Origin of the sequence: Corynebacterium sp. sy039 (assembly GCF_007904105.1) — a bacterium.
GTDB lineage: Bacteria > Actinomycetota > Actinomycetes > Mycobacteriales > Mycobacteriaceae > Corynebacterium.
Window position 1 is genome coordinate 1,063,690 of the sequence record NZ_CP042325.1, and the last position, 16,870, is coordinate 1,080,559.

Annotated in this window: 16 protein-coding genes; 14 read left to right on the forward strand and 2 right to left on the reverse strand. The window is 45.2% G+C overall.

What is annotated here, in order from left to right:
- Positions 1-50: 50 nt before the first annotated feature.
- The 14 genes from steA (at position 51) to der (ending at position 15,198) form a co-directional block, all read left to right on the forward strand.
- Positions 51-1,244 carry a putative cytokinetic ring protein SteA gene (steA, locus tag FQV43_RS04820; RefSeq protein WP_146339209.1) on the forward strand — a complete coding sequence of 398 codons (1,194 nt, stop codon included), beginning with the start codon at positions 51-53 and terminating at the stop codon, positions 1,242-1,244.
- A gap of 7 nt (positions 1,245-1,251) precedes the next feature.
- Positions 1,252-2,217 (forward strand): copper transporter, encoded by a 966-nt coding sequence (locus FQV43_RS04825; RefSeq protein WP_146339211.1) that lies wholly within the window; start codon positions 1,252-1,254, stop codon positions 2,215-2,217.
- Between the two features lie 222 nt (positions 2,218-2,439).
- A complete protein-coding gene (locus tag FQV43_RS04830; RefSeq protein ID WP_146339213.1) occupies positions 2,440-4,107 on the forward strand; it encodes a CTP synthase in 1,668 nt (555 codons plus the stop codon).
- A gap of 5 nt (positions 4,108-4,112) precedes the next feature.
- Positions 4,113-4,808 carry an NUDIX domain-containing protein gene (locus FQV43_RS04835; protein WP_146339215.1) on the forward strand — a complete coding sequence of 232 codons (696 nt, stop codon included), beginning with the start codon at positions 4,113-4,115 and terminating at the stop codon, positions 4,806-4,808.
- Positions 4,798-5,742 carry a site-specific tyrosine recombinase XerD gene (gene xerD / locus FQV43_RS04840; RefSeq protein ID WP_146339217.1) on the forward strand — a complete coding sequence of 315 codons (945 nt, stop codon included), beginning with the start codon at positions 4,798-4,800 and terminating at the stop codon, positions 5,740-5,742. Before FQV43_RS04835 ends, xerD begins: the two co-directional genes overlap by 11 nt.
- Positions 5,743-5,937: 195 nt before the next feature.
- Positions 5,938-6,813 (forward strand): ParA family protein, encoded by an 876-nt coding sequence (locus tag FQV43_RS04845; protein ID WP_144272844.1) that lies wholly within the window; start codon positions 5,938-5,940, stop codon positions 6,811-6,813.
- A 6-nt stretch (positions 6,814-6,819) separates the two neighbouring features.
- Positions 6,820-7,671 (forward strand): ScpA family protein, encoded by an 852-nt coding sequence (locus FQV43_RS04850; protein ID WP_146339219.1) that lies wholly within the window; start codon positions 6,820-6,822, stop codon positions 7,669-7,671.
- A 14-nt stretch (positions 7,672-7,685) separates the two neighbouring features.
- Positions 7,686-9,002, forward strand: coding sequence for an adenosylmethionine--8-amino-7-oxononanoate transaminase (locus FQV43_RS04855; protein WP_146340410.1), 1,317 nt, complete (start codon positions 7,686-7,688; stop codon positions 9,000-9,002).
- Positions 9,003-9,017: 15 nt separating this feature from the next.
- The gene (bioD, locus tag FQV43_RS04860; RefSeq protein WP_146339221.1) at positions 9,018-9,695 is read left to right on the forward strand and encodes a dethiobiotin synthase; all 678 of its coding nucleotides are present in this window, start codon (positions 9,018-9,020) and stop codon (positions 9,693-9,695) included.
- A gap of 52 nt (positions 9,696-9,747) precedes the next feature.
- Entirely contained in the window at positions 9,748-11,325 is a 1,578-nt protein-coding gene (locus FQV43_RS04865; RefSeq protein ID WP_144273412.1) for a sodium:proton antiporter, read from the forward strand.
- Between the two features lie 42 nt (positions 11,326-11,367).
- Positions 11,368-11,916: an SMC-Scp complex subunit ScpB gene (scpB, locus tag FQV43_RS04870; protein ID WP_146339223.1), complete on the forward strand. Its 549-nt coding sequence runs from the start codon at positions 11,368-11,370 to the stop codon at positions 11,914-11,916.
- Between the two features lie 246 nt (positions 11,917-12,162).
- Positions 12,163-12,984, forward strand: a complete 822-nt coding sequence (locus tag FQV43_RS04875) for a pseudouridine synthase (protein ID WP_371710935.1) — start codon at positions 12,163-12,165, stop codon at positions 12,982-12,984.
- On the forward strand, positions 12,984-13,697 hold the full coding sequence (gene cmk / locus FQV43_RS04880) for a (d)CMP kinase (RefSeq protein ID WP_146339227.1): 714 nt from the start codon (positions 12,984-12,986) through the stop codon (positions 13,695-13,697). The genes FQV43_RS04875 and cmk overlap by 1 nt, the downstream gene beginning before the upstream one ends.
- Complete coding sequence (gene der, locus FQV43_RS04885) at positions 13,690-15,198, forward strand: ribosome biogenesis GTPase Der (protein WP_246846972.1); 1,509 nt, start codon at positions 13,690-13,692, stop codon at positions 15,196-15,198. The genes cmk and der overlap by 8 nt, the downstream gene beginning before the upstream one ends.
- Before the next feature lie 10 nt (positions 15,199-15,208).
- Here the strand turns inward: der and FQV43_RS04890 are convergent, their stop codons facing one another.
- Complete coding sequence (locus FQV43_RS04890; protein ID WP_146339229.1) at positions 15,209-16,015, reverse strand: class I SAM-dependent methyltransferase; 807 nt, start codon at positions 16,013-16,015, stop codon at positions 15,209-15,211.
- Between the two features lie 85 nt (positions 16,016-16,100).
- Positions 16,101-16,766: a hypothetical protein gene (locus tag FQV43_RS04895; RefSeq protein ID WP_144272852.1), complete on the reverse strand. Its 666-nt coding sequence runs from the start codon at positions 16,764-16,766 to the stop codon at positions 16,101-16,103.
- Between the last annotated feature and the right edge of the window lie 104 nt (positions 16,767-16,870).

A 16,870-nucleotide genomic window follows, 5' to 3' on the forward strand; every position in this document is an offset into this window, starting at 1 on the left:
TGTTACTTTTTCTGCGCGTCTGCCACGATAGGAAAACTTTTTTATAGACAATAGGGAGCATGAGTCTGTTCTCGCGTACTTCTGATATTCCGGGTATCTCTGGCACAGCCCGCGATTGTCGTGCAACCTCTAAAGGGCTGAAAAAATTTGCTGCAGGTGATATTGCCGTTATTGATTGCCCAGATATTTCGAGGTCTTTTGCGCAGTATCTCATTGATGAGAAACCAATTGCCGTGGTCAATACAGCGCAATTCTCTACAGGTGCGATTCCTAATTTTGGTCCGCAAATGTTGCTCGAAGCAGGCATTGTGCTTGTTGAAGGAGTGGGAAAAGAGATCTGGTCCAAGTTTAAGGATGGTAAAAAAATCCTCCTTACAGAGCAAGGCGAATTGCTCTATGGTGACAAAACCATTGCTGCTGGTAACGTCTTAGAATTAGAGTCTGCTGACAAAATTTTTGTTGACGCACAGCAATCTTTGACAGACCATATGGAAGCCTACTTTGGTAACACAATTCAGTTCATTCAGTCTGAAGCGCCTTTGCTTATCGATGGTTTGGGGATTCCGGATTCAGGAAAATTTTTAGCGCATCGAAAAGTTCTGGTTGTTAGTCCCGGAGCTGGTTTTAAGGAACAGCTTGATCAGTTGCGCAATTTCATCCGTGAATATGAACCAGCTATTATTGCCGTGGATTCTGCTGCGGATACTCTTGTGGACATGGGATATACTCCTGAGCTTATTGTTGGAGATCCATCAGGAATAGGTGCTGAAGCCTTGCGTAGCGGAGCGCAAGTGATTCTTCCTGCAGAACCAGATGGACACGCAGCAGGACTAGATCGTATTCAAGATCTTGGTATTGGAGCAATGACTTTCCCAGCAGCAATAGATTCTGCTACCGATCTAGCATTGTTGCTTGCTGATTATCATGGTGCAGAATTGATTGTTAATGCAGGTGCTCCTCTTGATTTGGATGCAATTTTTGCTGGTAAAGACTCGGCTATGCCTTCTTCCTTGATCACTCGAACCAAACTAGGTGAGAAGCTTGTCGACGCTTCAGCTATATCTCACCTCTATACAGTGCGTTCAAGTGCAGGAGTGGGGTGGCTATGGGCATTTTTTGGTTTGTTAGTCCTTGTGGCAGTCATTATTCTCATTGCCGGACTTAACGGAAATGGTTCTTTTGTTGATAATCTCATTGATACATGGAATAACATTGCCGTAACTGTTCAAGGTTTTTTTAAGTAGGTGCTGCATGACAGGTAGAAATAAAAACTCTGGTGGTGTGATTGCCGGTTTAGCTTTTGGCCTTGCTGGAGGAATTGCATTAGGTGTGTTTGCATTAGCGCCTAATCTTGCCGATGGTGCTAATCAACATGAGGCACAACAAACAGCACATATTGATCAAGCTCAGCAGCAATTGGATATTGCACAAGCACAAGCAAGCAGTGCCGATACCTTTATCGATACCTTATCATTATCAACAGTTGCTGCTACGCTTAAAGACCAAGCGGTCATGCTTTTTGTTGCTCCCGACGCTAATCAGAATGATGTTGATGCACTGCGTGGCTTGCTTGACGCTGCTGAGGCAAGGGAAGCGGGAGTTATTGAGCTTAAGGATAAGTTCTTTAACCAAGATGGTGCAGATAGTCTAAAAAATATCGTATCGAATACGCTGCCTGCAGGTGCAGAGTTATCTGTGCAACAACGTGATGCTGGGACGCATTCTGGCGAATCTCTTGGTAGTGCAGTAATGCTTTCTGCTGATAATGCTGCTCAGGCAACCAATGAAGAACGCGCAATTGTGTTGGATAGTCTAAAAGAAGCTGGTTTTTTGGAATATCAAGAGGGTACTATTTTGCCAGCTCAAGCTGCGATTATTGTGTTAGGCAATGATGATGGCAGTGGAAATTCTTATACGGCTCATGCCCAAGCTAAATTTGCGCAGGCTCTTAAGAGTCGTAGCCGAGCAGTTGTTATGGCTGGTGAGATTAACACAGCAAGCGATACTGGAGCGATTGGTATTGTCCGTTCTGAAAAAAATAAAGGCAATTTAGTTTCCTCTGTTGATTCAGTGAACCGCGCATGGGGACGGATTGCAAGTGTATTGGCACTGCGCGAACAGCTAGAAGGGCAAGTTGGAGCTTATGGGGCTGCAGCAAATGCTGATGCTACATCACCTGTGCCACATCAATCGAACGCAAGTGATCAACTTCAGTGAGAGCAGCGTTCTGAAAGCTAACAAGCCGTTTTCTATTGAGTAATTGAAATCTGTGCTCAGTAATGTTAGACTGAAAGCCCGTAGGTTATTGTATGCACCTACGGTTTTCTTTATTTATATAGATTTTCCGCAAGGACATACATAACACATAATGCCTGTACTGTAAGGTGCCTTGGCAAAATTTATACAAGTAAAGATTGTGATAGAGAGAAGGAAAGCCATATGCCTCAGCGCAATAGTGAGCATACAACAAAGTTTATTTTTGTGACCGGAGGCGTTGTTTCCTCTCTAGGTAAAGGACTCACAGCAGCTAGTTTGGGTCAGTTATTGATTGCACGCGGTTTGAGCGTGACTATGCAAAAACTTGATCCTTATCTCAACGTGGATCCGGGCACAATGAATCCCTTTGAGCATGGTGAGGTTTTTGTTACTGAAGATGGGGCAGAAACAGATCTTGACCTTGGCCATTATGAACGCTTTTTAGATCGAAATCTTACAAAAAACGCTAATGTCACTACTGGAAAAGTCTATTCCACAGTGATTGCCAAAGAGCGTCGTGGTGAGTTTCTTGGAAAGACCGTGCAGGTTATTCCGCATATTACAGATGAAATTAAATCACGTATTCTTGCTATGGCGCAGCCGGATGAACAAGGCAATCGTCCTGATATTGTTATCTCCGAAATTGGTGGCACTGTTGGCGATATTGAGTCTCAGCCTTTTTTGGAAGCTGCACGACAGGTTCGCCAAGAAGTCGGACGCGAAAACATCTTTTTCATTCATGTTTCTCTCGTGCCGTACTTGGCACCTTCAGGTGAATTAAAAACGAAACCTACTCAGCATTCCGTTGCACAACTGCGTTCTATCGGTATTATGCCGGATGCTGTGGTACTTCGTTGTGATCGTGAGGTGCCCCTAGATCTTAAAAAGAAAATAGCATTGATGTGTGATATCGAAGATGATGGGGTGATCTCTTGCCCTGATTCGCCATCAATCTACAATATCCCTGAGGTGCTCTTCAAGGAACGCCTTGATACCTTTATCATCAGAAAAATGGGATTGCCATTCCAGGATGTTGATTGGACTGCGTGGAGTGACTTGCTTACTCGGGTGCATAATCCTCGCTCAGTAGTAAAAGTGGCTTTAGTCGGTAAATACATTGATTTGCCCGATGCATACCTTTCTGTTGCAGAGGCAATCCGTGCTGCTGCCTTTGCTCACCATGTGAAAGCTGAAATCATCTGGGTTACGTCAGATAGCTGTGAAACAGATCGTGGCGCCCATGAGCAACTTGCCGATGTTGATGCAGTGGTAGTTCCTGGTGGATTTGGTATTCGTGGTATTGAGGGAAAAATTGGCGCAATCCGATATGCCCGTGAGAACCATATACCTCTGCTTGGTTTATGCCTTGGTTTGCAGTGTACTGTTTTGGAAGCTGCTCGTCATGCAGGTATTAACAATGCATCTTCTACAGAGTTTGATCCGCATACCACTGAGCCTGTGATTGCAACGATGCAAGAGCAGGAAGAAGCAGTATCGGGTAACGCAGATTTAGGTGGTACCATGCGGTTGGGTGCTTATCCAGCTGTGTTAGCAGAAGGGTCGGTAGTAGCTGAGCTGTACGGGACAACCGATGTGAGTGAGCGTCACCGCCATCGCTACGAGGTCAATAATAAGTATCGTGAGCGCATTAGTGCAGGATCTGATTTGGTTTTCTCTGGCACATCTCCCGACGGGAACCTTGTTGAGTTTGTCGAATATCCAAAGACCGTGCACCCTTTCTTAGTGGCAACGCAAGCTCATCCTGAATATAAATCTCGTCCTAATCGTGCACATCCGCTGTTCAAGGGGTTGATGGCAGCTGCTTTGGAACGTCGTGATGCTGAAAAATAATGACCATGGCTTTTGAGTTTTCGGTTATCAGTTCTGATTTATTGCTTGAGACGCCTATTTTTGCCGTTCGCAATGATTGCGTGACAATGCCAGAAGGCACTACGAGTTACCGACAGGTGGTTGAACATTTTGGCGGCGCTGCAATTATTGCTTATGACAAAGCAACTGAATCGATTGCACTTGTTGAACAGTATCGACATAGCGTAGCGCGACGTCTATTAGAAGTACCTGCAGGATTGATTGATAATGCACATGCGAGTGCCTATGAATGTGCTCAATGGGAATTGCGTGAAGAAATAGGTGCAGCAGCGAAAACATGGAATGTATTGATCGACCTTATGACCAGCCCAGGGTTTTGTGATGAAGCAGTACGGGTGTTTTTCGCTACAGATTTATCTCGTGTACCACGCCCTCACGTTACCGAGGAAGAAGCAGATGCAGAGATTGTGTGGATACCATTAAAGCAAGCTGTGCAGTTGATTCTCGAGGGGAAGATCTATAATGCAATCAGCGTATCTGCGATTCTTGCTGCATATTATGCCCTTGAGAATCGTTGTGAATTGTCGGAGCCCACATCAGCTTTTGCAGTACAACCTACTCGTTTAGCTAGTCGACGTCGTGAGCAAGGCTATGATGACATGAAACAATCAGGCGTTTTGGTGTTACCAGAGAAAAAGAAAGCTATTGTTAGTGACTCATAAAAAGCAAGCGCTACGTGGTCTATTAAAAATCTGGCTCACTCATTTGGGGGTTGAACAAGGAGCTAGTCAGCATACGTTGAGCAATTATCGTCGTGATGCAATACGCTATTGTGACTTTTTAGAGCGCGAGGGAATTACTGATTTAGCGCAGGTCAAAGCAACAGATATTGAACGCTATCTCATTGAGTTGCGTACAGGGAATAAGGAGCAGGGAATAGCGCCTTTAGCAGCATCGTCGAGTAGTAGGGCTTTGGTGGTTGTGCGAGGATTCCATAAATTCGCATTATCAGAGGGGGTAGTAGATGTTAATGTAGCAGCTGATATTGCGGTACCTGACAGTGGTAGGCATCTGCCCGATACGTTAAGCATTGCTGAGGTAGAGGAGCTTATTACTGCAATCGCTGTTGATGAAGCTGCGTCGGTATTAGATTTACGTGATGCGGCATTGCTCGAGTTACTGTATGGCACAGGTGCACGCATCAGTGAGATAATGCAGCTTAATCTTGATGATATAGCGGGGATAAAGGAAACTGGTATCTTAAAAATTACTGGTAAAGGTGCTAAGCAAAGAATTGTTCCTATTGGTTCGCAAGCGTTAGCAGCGGTGGAGCGTTATCTCGTGCGTAGTAGACCGGTGCTCAGTAATGGTAAGAGCCATGCACTTTTCGTGAATAAGCGTGGTGGAAGGTTATCGCGTCAAAGTGCTTGGACGATTCTGAAAAATACTGCACAGCGTGCTGGGTTGGCCAAGGATATATCACCGCACACGTTGCGGCATAGCTATGCGACGCACCTCTTAGAGGGGGGTGCTGATGTACGTGTTGTTCAAGAATTATTGGGACATTCTTCTGTCACGACAACACAGATATATACGCATATTACTGCGGATAGTTTGCGACAGATATGGGCAGAGGCACATCCTCGGGCAAAGTAAACCCCTAGAGCTTGATATTCCTTCTTGTTCTTATATTTTATGTGGATAATTGTAGAATTAATGACATCACTGTAATTTTTTATTGTGCCGCTTCGTGATTTATTGCTTATAATCATCGGTAGTGATGTGTGTAATGTGGGTGTATCGATAGTGCAAAGTTGAGCATTGCGTATAGTCAAGGAAGAAGGGTAGATTATGGGTGATTCGGGCTTATTTGGAGCGCCTGTCAATAAAGTTGGTTTGACTGGGCGTCCGTTGCGCGAATTCCCGGAACCACAGCCACTTGATCGACACGGGCCTGCCACAATTTTGGCAATGTGCAACCAAAAAGGTGGTGTCGGCAAAACTACATCAACAATCAACCTTGGTGCTTGCTTAGCAGAAGCCGGCAGGAAAGTGCTTCTTGTCGACCTAGACCCTCAAGGTGCGTTATCGGCTGGCTTAGGTATTCCGCATGATGAACTCGACATCACAGTATATAACCTCATGGTTGACCATCATGCTTCCATTTTTAATGCAATCCATAAAACAGCCGTCGCTGGTTTAGATGTTGTACCAGCTAACATTGATTTATCAGCTGCCGAAATCCAATTAGTTAATGAAGTAGGTCGAGAACAAACTCTTGCTCGAGCATTGCGCCCTGTAATGAAAGACTATGATTTCATTATTCTGGATTGCCAACCTTCCTTAGGGCTACTTACTGTGAATGCACTGGCGTGTGCTCAGGGAGTTATTATCCCGATGGAATGTGAATACTTCTCTCTACGTGGGCTCGCGCTGCTTACCGATACTGTTGAGAAAGTACGTGATCGCCTTAACTTTAATTTAGAGATTCTTGGCATTTTGGTCACAATGTTTGATAGGCGCACTTCCCATGCTCGTGAGGTGATGTCACGCGTGGTAGAGGTTTTTGCTGATCAGGTTTTCGATACTGTCATCACGCGAACAGTTCGTTTTCCGGAAACATCGGTAGCGGGAGAACCCATCATCACCTGGGCTCCTAGTTCACCAGGAGCACAACAATATCGCCAACTAGCGCGTGAGGTGATTGAGCGTACTGATAGGCATTAGACAGTCATGACTATCAGTGTAGATTTTCCTCAAGATCAGCTAGACCATAAGGAAAAGGACGAGGCACAAGAAACACAAAAAGGTTTTCGTATCGTTCTGAATAATTTTCAAGGTCCTTTTGATCTGTTGTTGCAGTTGATTTCAGCCAAAAAATTAGAGATCACTGAAATTGCTTTGTCGGAAGTTACTGATGAGTTTGTTGCCTATACAAAAAAACTGGGTGAGCATGCTGATTTGGATGAAATTACAGAATTTCTGCTGATCGCGGCAACTTTACTTGACCTTAAGGCGGCACGGTTAGTACCTAGCGGTGAGGTCGATAGCAATGAAGATCTGGAACTATTAGAGACTCGCGATCTTCTTTTTGCTCGATTGCTCCAGTACAAAGCGTATAAAAGTGTCGCTGATTTATTTGCTACATGGCAAGAACACGCTCAACGACGCTATCCACGGGCAGTCAGTGTTGAAGAACAATTCTCCTCGATTATTCCGCCAGTAGAGATAAAACATACGCCTGCAAGTTTTGCCCAGTTAGCTGCTAGCGTATTTCGACCTAAACCACCAGAAACTGTGGCTACAGGCCATATTCATCATGTGGCAGTTTCTGTGCCGGAACAAGCAGGAAAAATTTTAGATACCCTTAAAATTATCGGAAAAAATCAGTGGCTGAGTTTTGATACTCTTACCAGAGACTGCCAGGTATCGATGCACATTGTGGGTAGGTTTTTAGCCTTGTTAGAGCTGTATAAAGCTAAAGCAATTGATGTCGGGCAAGAAGAGTCGCTAGGACAATTGAACATTTCCTGGACAGGGCTAGAGGTAGACCCTGCAGTTGTTGCTTCATCCAATTGGTCTTAAGGGCAAGTCAAAGTATATGGAAGGCAGAGCCTGTGGATAATGATTCTATTGCCTTAGTGCAATTTGACCAGCAGCATATTTGGCATCCCTACAGTAGTTCACCCGCAAAAGTGGATCCGCTATTTGTTCATGCTGCATCAGGAGTGTATTTGCAGCTCAGTGATGGTACACAGCTTATCGACGCTATGAGTTCTTGGTGGGCAGCTGCTCATGGACATTCACATCCACATCTTGTAGCAGCAGCGCATCAGCAAATTGATCAGATGAGCCATGTAATGTTTGGCGGTCTTACTCATCGCCCCGCCATTGAATTGGCGCAAAAGCTCATTGAGCTTACGGATTCTGCATTGACCAAAGTATTCTTTTCTGACTCGGGGTCTGTAGCAGTTGAAGTTGCTCTGAAAATTTGTTTTCAATATGCATTAGCAATGGGCAAACCTGAGCGGAAGAAAATTTTGACATGGCGTCGAGGGTATCATGGGGATACTTTTGCCACGATGAGTCTTTGCGACCCAGATACTGGTATGCACAGTATGTGGGGTGATCTTGTTATGGAACATATTTTTGCCCCACAACCGCCTGCACAGGGTAGTGATAAAGAAACAATCGACGATTATCTCACTCAGTTTGAGTCGCTTGTTGATCAAACCACAGCTGGTGTTATTATCGAACCAATTGTGCAGGGTGCAGGCGGTATGCGCTTTCATGATGCAGAGATCGTGCAAGGTATTCGGCGTATATGTGACAAACATAAAATTGTTTTTATTGCTGATGAAATAGCTACTGGCTTTGGACGAACAGGTGCGCTTTTTGCCACTCAAGGAGCAGGTGTATGCCCTGATATTCTTTGCTTAGGAAAAGCCTTGACCGGTGGTTTTATGTCTTTGGCTGCTACATTGACCACGGAAGAAATTGCACAGGCAATCAACTCACCACAAGGTGGTGGCGCACTCATGCATGGTCCGACTTTTATGGCAAATCCTCTAGCGTGTGCTGTAGCCAAGGCCAGTGTCGAGCTATTTGCTCAAAACCAGTGGCAAGCACAAGTGGCACGTATTGAACAGCAACTTCAACAGGGATTAGCTGGTATTCATTCTCCTGCGGTAGCTGATGTTCGAGTGTTGGGTGCGATTGGGGTTGTAGAACTCAAAGAGGATATTGATATGGCAATGGTCAGTAGGGTGTGCCTAGCACAAGGGGTATGGTTACGTCCTTTTGGCACGCTGATATATACAATGCCGCCGTTTATTTCTACGCATGAACAAGTAGAAAAAATTATTACGGCAATACAAACCCTTGTTGAAGAGCATGAGAAAATGATAACAAAGTGATGAGGACACATAGCTATGAGTATTTTCATCGTTACCGGTACTAACACAGATGTTGGGAAAACTATTGCTACCGCTGCTTTGGCAGTGAAGTTTCAACAGGCAGGATATGTTGTTGAGGTGCTCAAACCTGTTCAGACTGGTGAAGTACATGGTAGTGGTGATGCAGTAACTATTGAGCGCTTAAGCGGAGTGAAGGCTCAGGATTTGGTTCGGTATCCTGATCCATTAGCACCCAATCTAGCTGCACGTTATGCCGGATTGCCACAAGTTGGCTTTCGCTGGATAATGTCACAGATTCGCGATCATCATGCACGTCTAGGGGAAACAGGAATTCTCTTGGTAGAAGGTGCAGGTGGCTTATTGGTGCGTCTCGCAGATACGTTTTCGATTGCAGATATTGCACAGGAATTATCGGCACCACTTATCGTCGTGAGTTCTTTAGGACTGGGTTCATTAAATAGTGCAGAGCTAACAATTGAAGCAGCACGTCATCGTGGGCTATCAGTACGAGGGATTATTGGTGGTTCTATGCCTGCAGAACCTGATTTAGCAACGCGTCTTAATATAGCTGAGCTGGAAGTTCTTACCGGAATAAAATTATTGGGATGTATCCCAGAAGGCAGCGGCCAATTGAGCCGCACTGAATTCGTTAGAATGGTAGAAAATCAATTACTACTGCCAGAAATCGAATGAAATCAAATGATAATGATTGAGTAAGACTCGATCGCAAGAAAAGAGGTTTAGTGTGGAAGTGCTCATCGGGTTGATAACACTGCTTTTTTCTACAGTGATTATGATTGCTATCGGTGATAAATTCCGCCTGCCTTGGCCAGTTTTACTCACAGTTGTGATTGCTTTGGGCATTTTCATTCCTTGGATGCCGCAGGTAGAAATACCAGCAGAGTTGATGCTCCCAATTTTCATTCCGCCATTGCTATGGGCGTTGGCTCGACGGACGAGTTGGTCTTCAATTAGAAATAATTGGCGTTTTATTTTATTGTTATCAATTCTGCTCACCATTATTAGCGCGATCACCATTGGGTTTACGGCTTATCTTCTTGTTCCTTCATTGAGTATTGCTGGTGCTTTTATCATTGGTGCGGCGATTTCTCCGCCAGATCCAGTTGCTGTCGATGCGGTTGCAGAGCCTGCCGGCGTGCCACGACGCTTAACTAATGCTTTAGAAACTGAAGGTTTATTTAACGATGCTGCGTCCATCGTGGTATTTAACCTTGCGCTTCACGCATTAACCATGGGTGAGAAAATAACCTGGTACAAAGCACTTTTCACCTTTTTCTATTCCGCGGTGATCGCTATTATGCTCGGCATTGCCATTGGAAGAATTAGTGCATATATCACTAACTGGTCTACAAATTCTTCTGCTCGCAATGCTCTTACCTGGATTATCCCGTTTACTACTTATATAGCAGCAGAAGAATTACACGCATCCGGTGTTATTGCAATTGTCATAGCGGCGATTGAATTTAATTCTCGCGTGCAAATTGAAGCAGAGGACAGGCTTTCAGGTGCTGCGTTTTGGGAAGTAGTAGAGTTGCTCTTTACTGGTGTTGCTTTCGGGCTTATTGGTTTGACTGTGCGTGGTGCAGTTGAAGCGGTAGGAACAGATTTATGGCATGCGGTTTGGCTTGGTGCCGTACTTTCTTTGGTAGCTTTTCTGGTGCGTGGGTTATGGCTCTATGTCATTTATCGACAAAACATTCGACGTAATGCTCGTACAGGAGCTCCGCTACGACTCCAAGAGGTGCTTTTGCTGACCTGGGGTGGTATGCGTGGCCTGGTTACATTGGCGCTGGTACTTTCTGTGCCTTCTACTGCGGGTTTTACACTTTATAACGAGTTAAGTGTTATTGCTTTGGTCGTGCTGTTTTTAACAATGGTAATTCCAGGACTGACCTTACCGCTGTTAACCAAAAAACTTAATCTCAATGCTGGCCCTGATCCCTTTGGTGATAAAGCCCGTGAGCTTTTAGTTAAACGGGCGCGTAAAGCAGCAATCGAAAGCATGAAGACTCACTCTGATGATATTTCTGAAGAGATGATGAGCGTTATTCGCGAACGAGTCCTTGAAAACTCGACCATGGAACTTGAGGAGTTCCAAGAGCTCAGTGCTGAAGAACGAGCAGAAAAAATAAAACAGGTTGGTGTTGTGATGAATAGTATCCACTTGGAGGCATTACGTGCTGCAGAACAGGAATTATTGCAGGCGCGTCGTGAGCGGCATATTGATCCAGTAATTGTTGATGATGTGCTAAAAGAAATTGATGCTCAAATCATCGTGACTGAAAAACGTGTTCGAGCATAGGCACGGGTCATGTACTTGTGCTACGTAAACTAAAGGGTGATTATGCAAGAAATATCAGTGTTAAGATCACAGGTTGAGTCCATCTTACTTGTTGTTGATACTCCAGTGAGTAGCCAAGACATTGCACGAGTGACTAATAGTGAAGAAGCATCAGTGCGTGCTGTGTTAAAAGAGATACAAGAAGAGCTAGTGCACCGTGGTAGCGGCATTGATTTGCGTTTTAGTGATGAAGGTTGGCGATTCTACACGTTGCAAAAGAATTCAGAAGTGGTAGAGAAGTTTTTGCTGGATGGCACTCACACTAAATTATCCCGTGCTGCTCTGGAAACTCTTGCCGTTATTGCTTATCGACAACCAGCCACGAGGGCGCAAGTAGCTGCTATTCGAGGGGTAAATGTTGATGGTGTTATCCGTACTTTGCAGCTGCGTGGTTTAATTCGAGAAGCTGATATCCCTGAGGAAACACATGGTGCTCATTATTATGTCACCACTGAACTTTTCCTGGAACAATTGGGTATTGATTCCTTGGATCGTCTTCCTGATTTAGCACCATTATTACCTGATATTGATGGAATTGATGAGCAGCTGTAGCGGTGTCGCATATTCTTTCATCGAGGTGCAACTGGGGCAGCTGGAAAAAGAGAGGATACTCTACTAGAATAAGCGAGTATTTATAACCGCATATTTATCGATAGGATTATCGTGAAACATACCGCTCGCCGAGATGGCACACCGGAAAAGAAAACTCGAATTTCAGCTTCGCACAGCCAAGCAAAAAGACCACATCGAGGGCAGAAAGCGCAATCAGGTTCTGGGTCTGAGCAGAAGCGAAAAAGCGTGCAGGATCTCATCATTTCTCATGCAAAACCTGCAAAGAAGCAGCACGTAAAGCGCAGTGAGCTGCAATCTGGATCTGAACATTCTTCAGAGGGTATTCGCTTACAAAAAGTATTGGCGCAGGCAGGTGTAGCCTCAAGGCGTCATGCTGAGATTCTTATTGATGCTGGTCGTGTCGAGGTCAATGGAAACATTGTGATGAAACAAGGGATGCGGGTGCATCCAAATGTTGATGTCATTCGTGTTGATGGTGTGCGTGTCAATGTTAATGAGGAACATCGCTATTTTATCCTCAATAAACCTCGTGGATTGCACTCAACGATGCACGATGAAATGGGGCGTCCTTGTATTGGCGATCTCGTCGGAGAGCGCATAAGTGCAGGGCAGCGTCTATTCCATGTGGGGCGTCTGGATGCAGATACAGAGGGGCTCATTCTTTTGACTAATGATGGTGAGTTAGCGAACCGACTCATGCACCCACGTTATAAGATCTCAAAAACATATCTTGCCACTGTTCAAGGTGAAGCAGATCGTTCTTTGCTGACGACCTTGCGTAAAGGAGTGGAATTAGATGATGGTGTGGCACAGGCAGATTATGCACAAATCATTGATACTCACCAAGGTAAATCGTTGATTCGTGTGGAATTGCATGAAGGGCGTAAACATATTGTTCGTCGTATGCTCAAAGAATGTGGTTATCCAGTTTTGCGCCTGGTACGTACTAAACTGCATACTGTTCAGCTAGGAGAACAGACACCTGGTGCATTCCGTGCCTTGAATAACGCGGAGCTTACCAGTCTTTATAAAGCGGTGGATATGTGATGAGCTTGATAACCAATACTGGAGAACACGGTCTTCTCGTAGCTGTGGATGGTCCGGCAGGAGCTGGAAAATCCACTGTTTGTCGGGCTGTTGCTAAAAGACTCGAGGCAAAATATCTCGATACAGGAGCAATGTATCGGGTGGCTACTTTGTATGTGCTGCAACAAGGTGTTGCCCTCGCTGATACCCAAAAAGTTATTGAATTAACGCATACTCTTCCGCTAACAATTAATGATGATCCTTACTCACGGGAAGTGTTATTGGACGGACACGATGTATCTGAGTTGATTCGTACCCCGGAGATCAATAAGAATGTTTCGGCAGTTTCTGCCATTGCCCAAGTGCGCACTAATCTGGTACATAAGCAACGTGAACTAGCGAAAGAAGCTGGTAGATGCATTCTCGACGGTCGAGATATTGGTACCCATGTGTTACCAGATGCACCGGCTAAATTCTTTTTGACTGCCTCGCCAGAGGTTCGAGCTCAACGACGCTATGAGCAAGAGCGTGCACAAGGAATAGAGACTGATTATGCTCTTGTTCTCGCTGATGTGCTTCGTCGTGATGAGTTAGATACCAATCGAGCAATTTCACCTTTACGTCCAGCACAGGATGCGATTATCGTCGATAGCTCGGCGCTTAGCTTAGAACAAGTGATAGATACCTTAATTACTTTGATTGAAAAACAAGCAGGGAGGACAACTCATGAGTGATGAGCATATGTCTGATGAGTTTTTTAATGACATCGATGAGTTCGGTGAACACGAAGACACCGATGTCACTTTTGAGTATGTCGATGATGACTTTGCTTCATTGGATTTTGGTGAAGAATACACCGAGGAGCAGTGGGAAGATTTAGAGCGTGCTTTTGGTGTGTCACCCCAGCAGCACTTGGAGGAAAATCTTTGCACCGTTGCTATTGTTGGACGACCTAATGTTGGAAAATCAACTTTGGTTAATCGCTTTATCGGTCGTCGAGAAGCTGTTGTGGAGGATTTTCCAGGAGTCACACGCGATCGAATTTCCTACCTTTCAGATTGGGGCGGTCGTAGGTTTTGGGTGCAAGATACTGGTGGCTGGGATCCAAATGCTAAGGGAATTCATGGTGCTATTGCCCGGCAGGCAGAAGTAGCAATGGATACTGCAGATGTGATTGTCATGGTTGTTGATACCAAAGTAGGTATTACAGAAACTGATGCAGTCATGGCGCGTAATTTGCAGCGTTCTCAGGTTCCAGTGATTCTTGTGGCGAATAAGTTTGATTCTGAGACTCTCTATGGTGATATGGCAGAATTCTATGCATTGGGGCTAGGCGATCCTTGGCCAGTTTCGGCATTGCATGGTCGCGGTGGCGCTGATGTTTTAGAGGAAGTGCTGCGTTTATTTCCTGAACAACCTCGACAAACTTCTATTGTTGAAGGACCGCGTCGAGTAGCTTTGGTAGGAAAACCCAATGTGGGTAAGTCATCGTTGCTCAATAAAATAACGGGAGAAAACCGTTCAGTTGTTGACAATGTTGCTGGTACTACAGTTGATCCGGTTGACTCGCTAGTGCAATTGGAACAAAATCTGTGGAAGTTCATTGATACGGCAGGGTTACGTAAAAAAGTAAAAAATGCGCAAGGCCATGAGTATTATGCGTCTCTACGAACCCGTGGTGTGATTGATGCAGCTGAGGTATGTATTTTCATGATTGATTCCTCAGAACCAGTATCCGAACAGGATCAGCGCGTCTTGGGAATGATACTTGAAGCCGGTAAGGCGCTTGTCCTCGTCTTCAATAAATGGGATCTCATGGATGAGGATCGTAGATGGGAGTTGGATCGCGAGATCGATCAGCAGCTAAAACACATTCCCTGGGTAAAACGAGTCAATATCTCTGCAAAAACTGGACGTGCGCTGCAAAAACTTGAGCCATATATGATAGAAGCTCTAGAGAATTGGGATAAACGTGTTACTACCGGTCAGCTCAATAACTGGTTACGCGCTACTATCGCGCAAAACCCACCACCTATGAAATCAGGACGCGTGCCTCGTGTGCTTTTTGCTACTCAGGCTTCAACGCGCCCACCAGTTATTGTTCTGTTTACCACAGGGTTCTTAGACGCAGGCTATCGACGTTTTCTCGAGCGAAAATTCCGAGAGACATTTGGTTTTGAGGGAACACCAGTAAAAATTGCGGTTCGTGTTAGAGAACGCCGATCAAAGAAATAGAGCGGCACAATCATTGTTTCCGATAAAGGAAGCAATCAAAGCGATAGGGAAGTTGTATTGACTTCCCTTTTTCGTATTGAAGGTGGTCATAGAGGTACCACTGCAGATTGTGCATAACTTTTGCACGAGTATGTTCATTTGATCGTAGCCAATAACTACGAGTTTGTACCAGCTTCTCTATATCCTCTGGAACTACGTTGTGGTTCCAGCGCAATCGCAGTTCTTGGGCTAGCGACCACGGAGTTTCCACGTGCGGATAAAACCCTTCTTTGAGGGTATCACCTGCGTGCATAATACGACTAAGGCGATGTACCCAGGGAATTGTTACGTCGAGACTATTCCATGCCAGGACTAAGCGAGCGTTACTTGTCGAAATACGATCGCATTCTGCTGAAGCTAATGAACTATCGACCCAGTGCCATGTTTGTGCACACGTGATAACGTCAACGCTGTGATCACGTAGAGCAGTGTTTTCTGCAGTGGCTTGGATACATGGCATAGCCATCTTCCTGCTAAATACACGTAGCATATCCATGCTGGGATCAATACCAATCACGTCATGATCCCTGCTTGCTAGTAGACTACTCAGTTTTCCTGTTCCACAGCCTAAATCTATGACTTTCTGTGGCGTGCGCGGTAGTAGATCAAGCAGTTCCTCACGATAGCCTGGACGAATGTCATCGTATAAATCCGAATTATGGTTGAAAGCCTGTGCTGAGCGCTTTCGTTGGTGTTCATTATGAAATTTTGGCTGATCTTTTCGAGAAATAGGAGGGGCAGTAAGTGTGACTGTAGATGAATCAAAGGGAAAGGTCATGATAATAATCAAATGCCTCTGCATTAAGCAGAGGCATGGGATTGGTGTTGTATCTAACTCGATGTAGAGTTAAAGAATTTTTAGCTTATTCACCAGAACCTGGAAGGCTAGGAAGACCTGGGATACCCAAGAGATCGTGGATATCTGCGCCGGTTACGTCGGTCTTAGGCTCGGTGATACCAGTTACATCGGTGTCAGGCTGAGCGATACCGGTTACGTCGGTCTTAGGCTCGGTGATACCAGTTACAGTAGTCTCTGGCTGAATGGTGTCAGCACCCTTGAGATCTACAGCGGTGTCACCTTTGGTGCTGTTAAGAGCGCTTACGTCACCAGAAGTAGTATCACCCTTGGTGAGGAATTCAGTGTTGGTGGTCTTGTCGCCTGTATCAACGTCTGCATCCACATCTGCGTCAAGCGAGTGTCCTCGGGTAAGGAACTCGGTAGCAGTAGAAGTATCGCCCTTGGTCAAGAACTCAGTATCACCAGAAGTGGTGTCGCCTTTGGTCAAGAACTCAGTGCTGCTATCGCCCTGAGAAGGAGCGAAGGTGATGTCTCCAAAAGAAGAACCGAAGTTGAGGTTGTTTCCTGAAACAGCAACCTCTCCTGAGCTTGCGTTATCTGCAACTGGCGCTGGTGCTGGTGCAGGTACAGCAGGAAGGTTGAGGTTGAAAAGGGAACCAAGATTTAGCTTTACCAAAAGATCCTTAATTGGACCTTCAACGAATTCCTGAACCTGAAGGAGGAAATCCATAGTGTTCTCCTAAGAACTATACGAAAAGTTTTCATTACACTTCACTCTTATCCTTATCCCTACTGAACGCATGGAAAGGCATGGAGTATGTGCTCAAGAAAGAA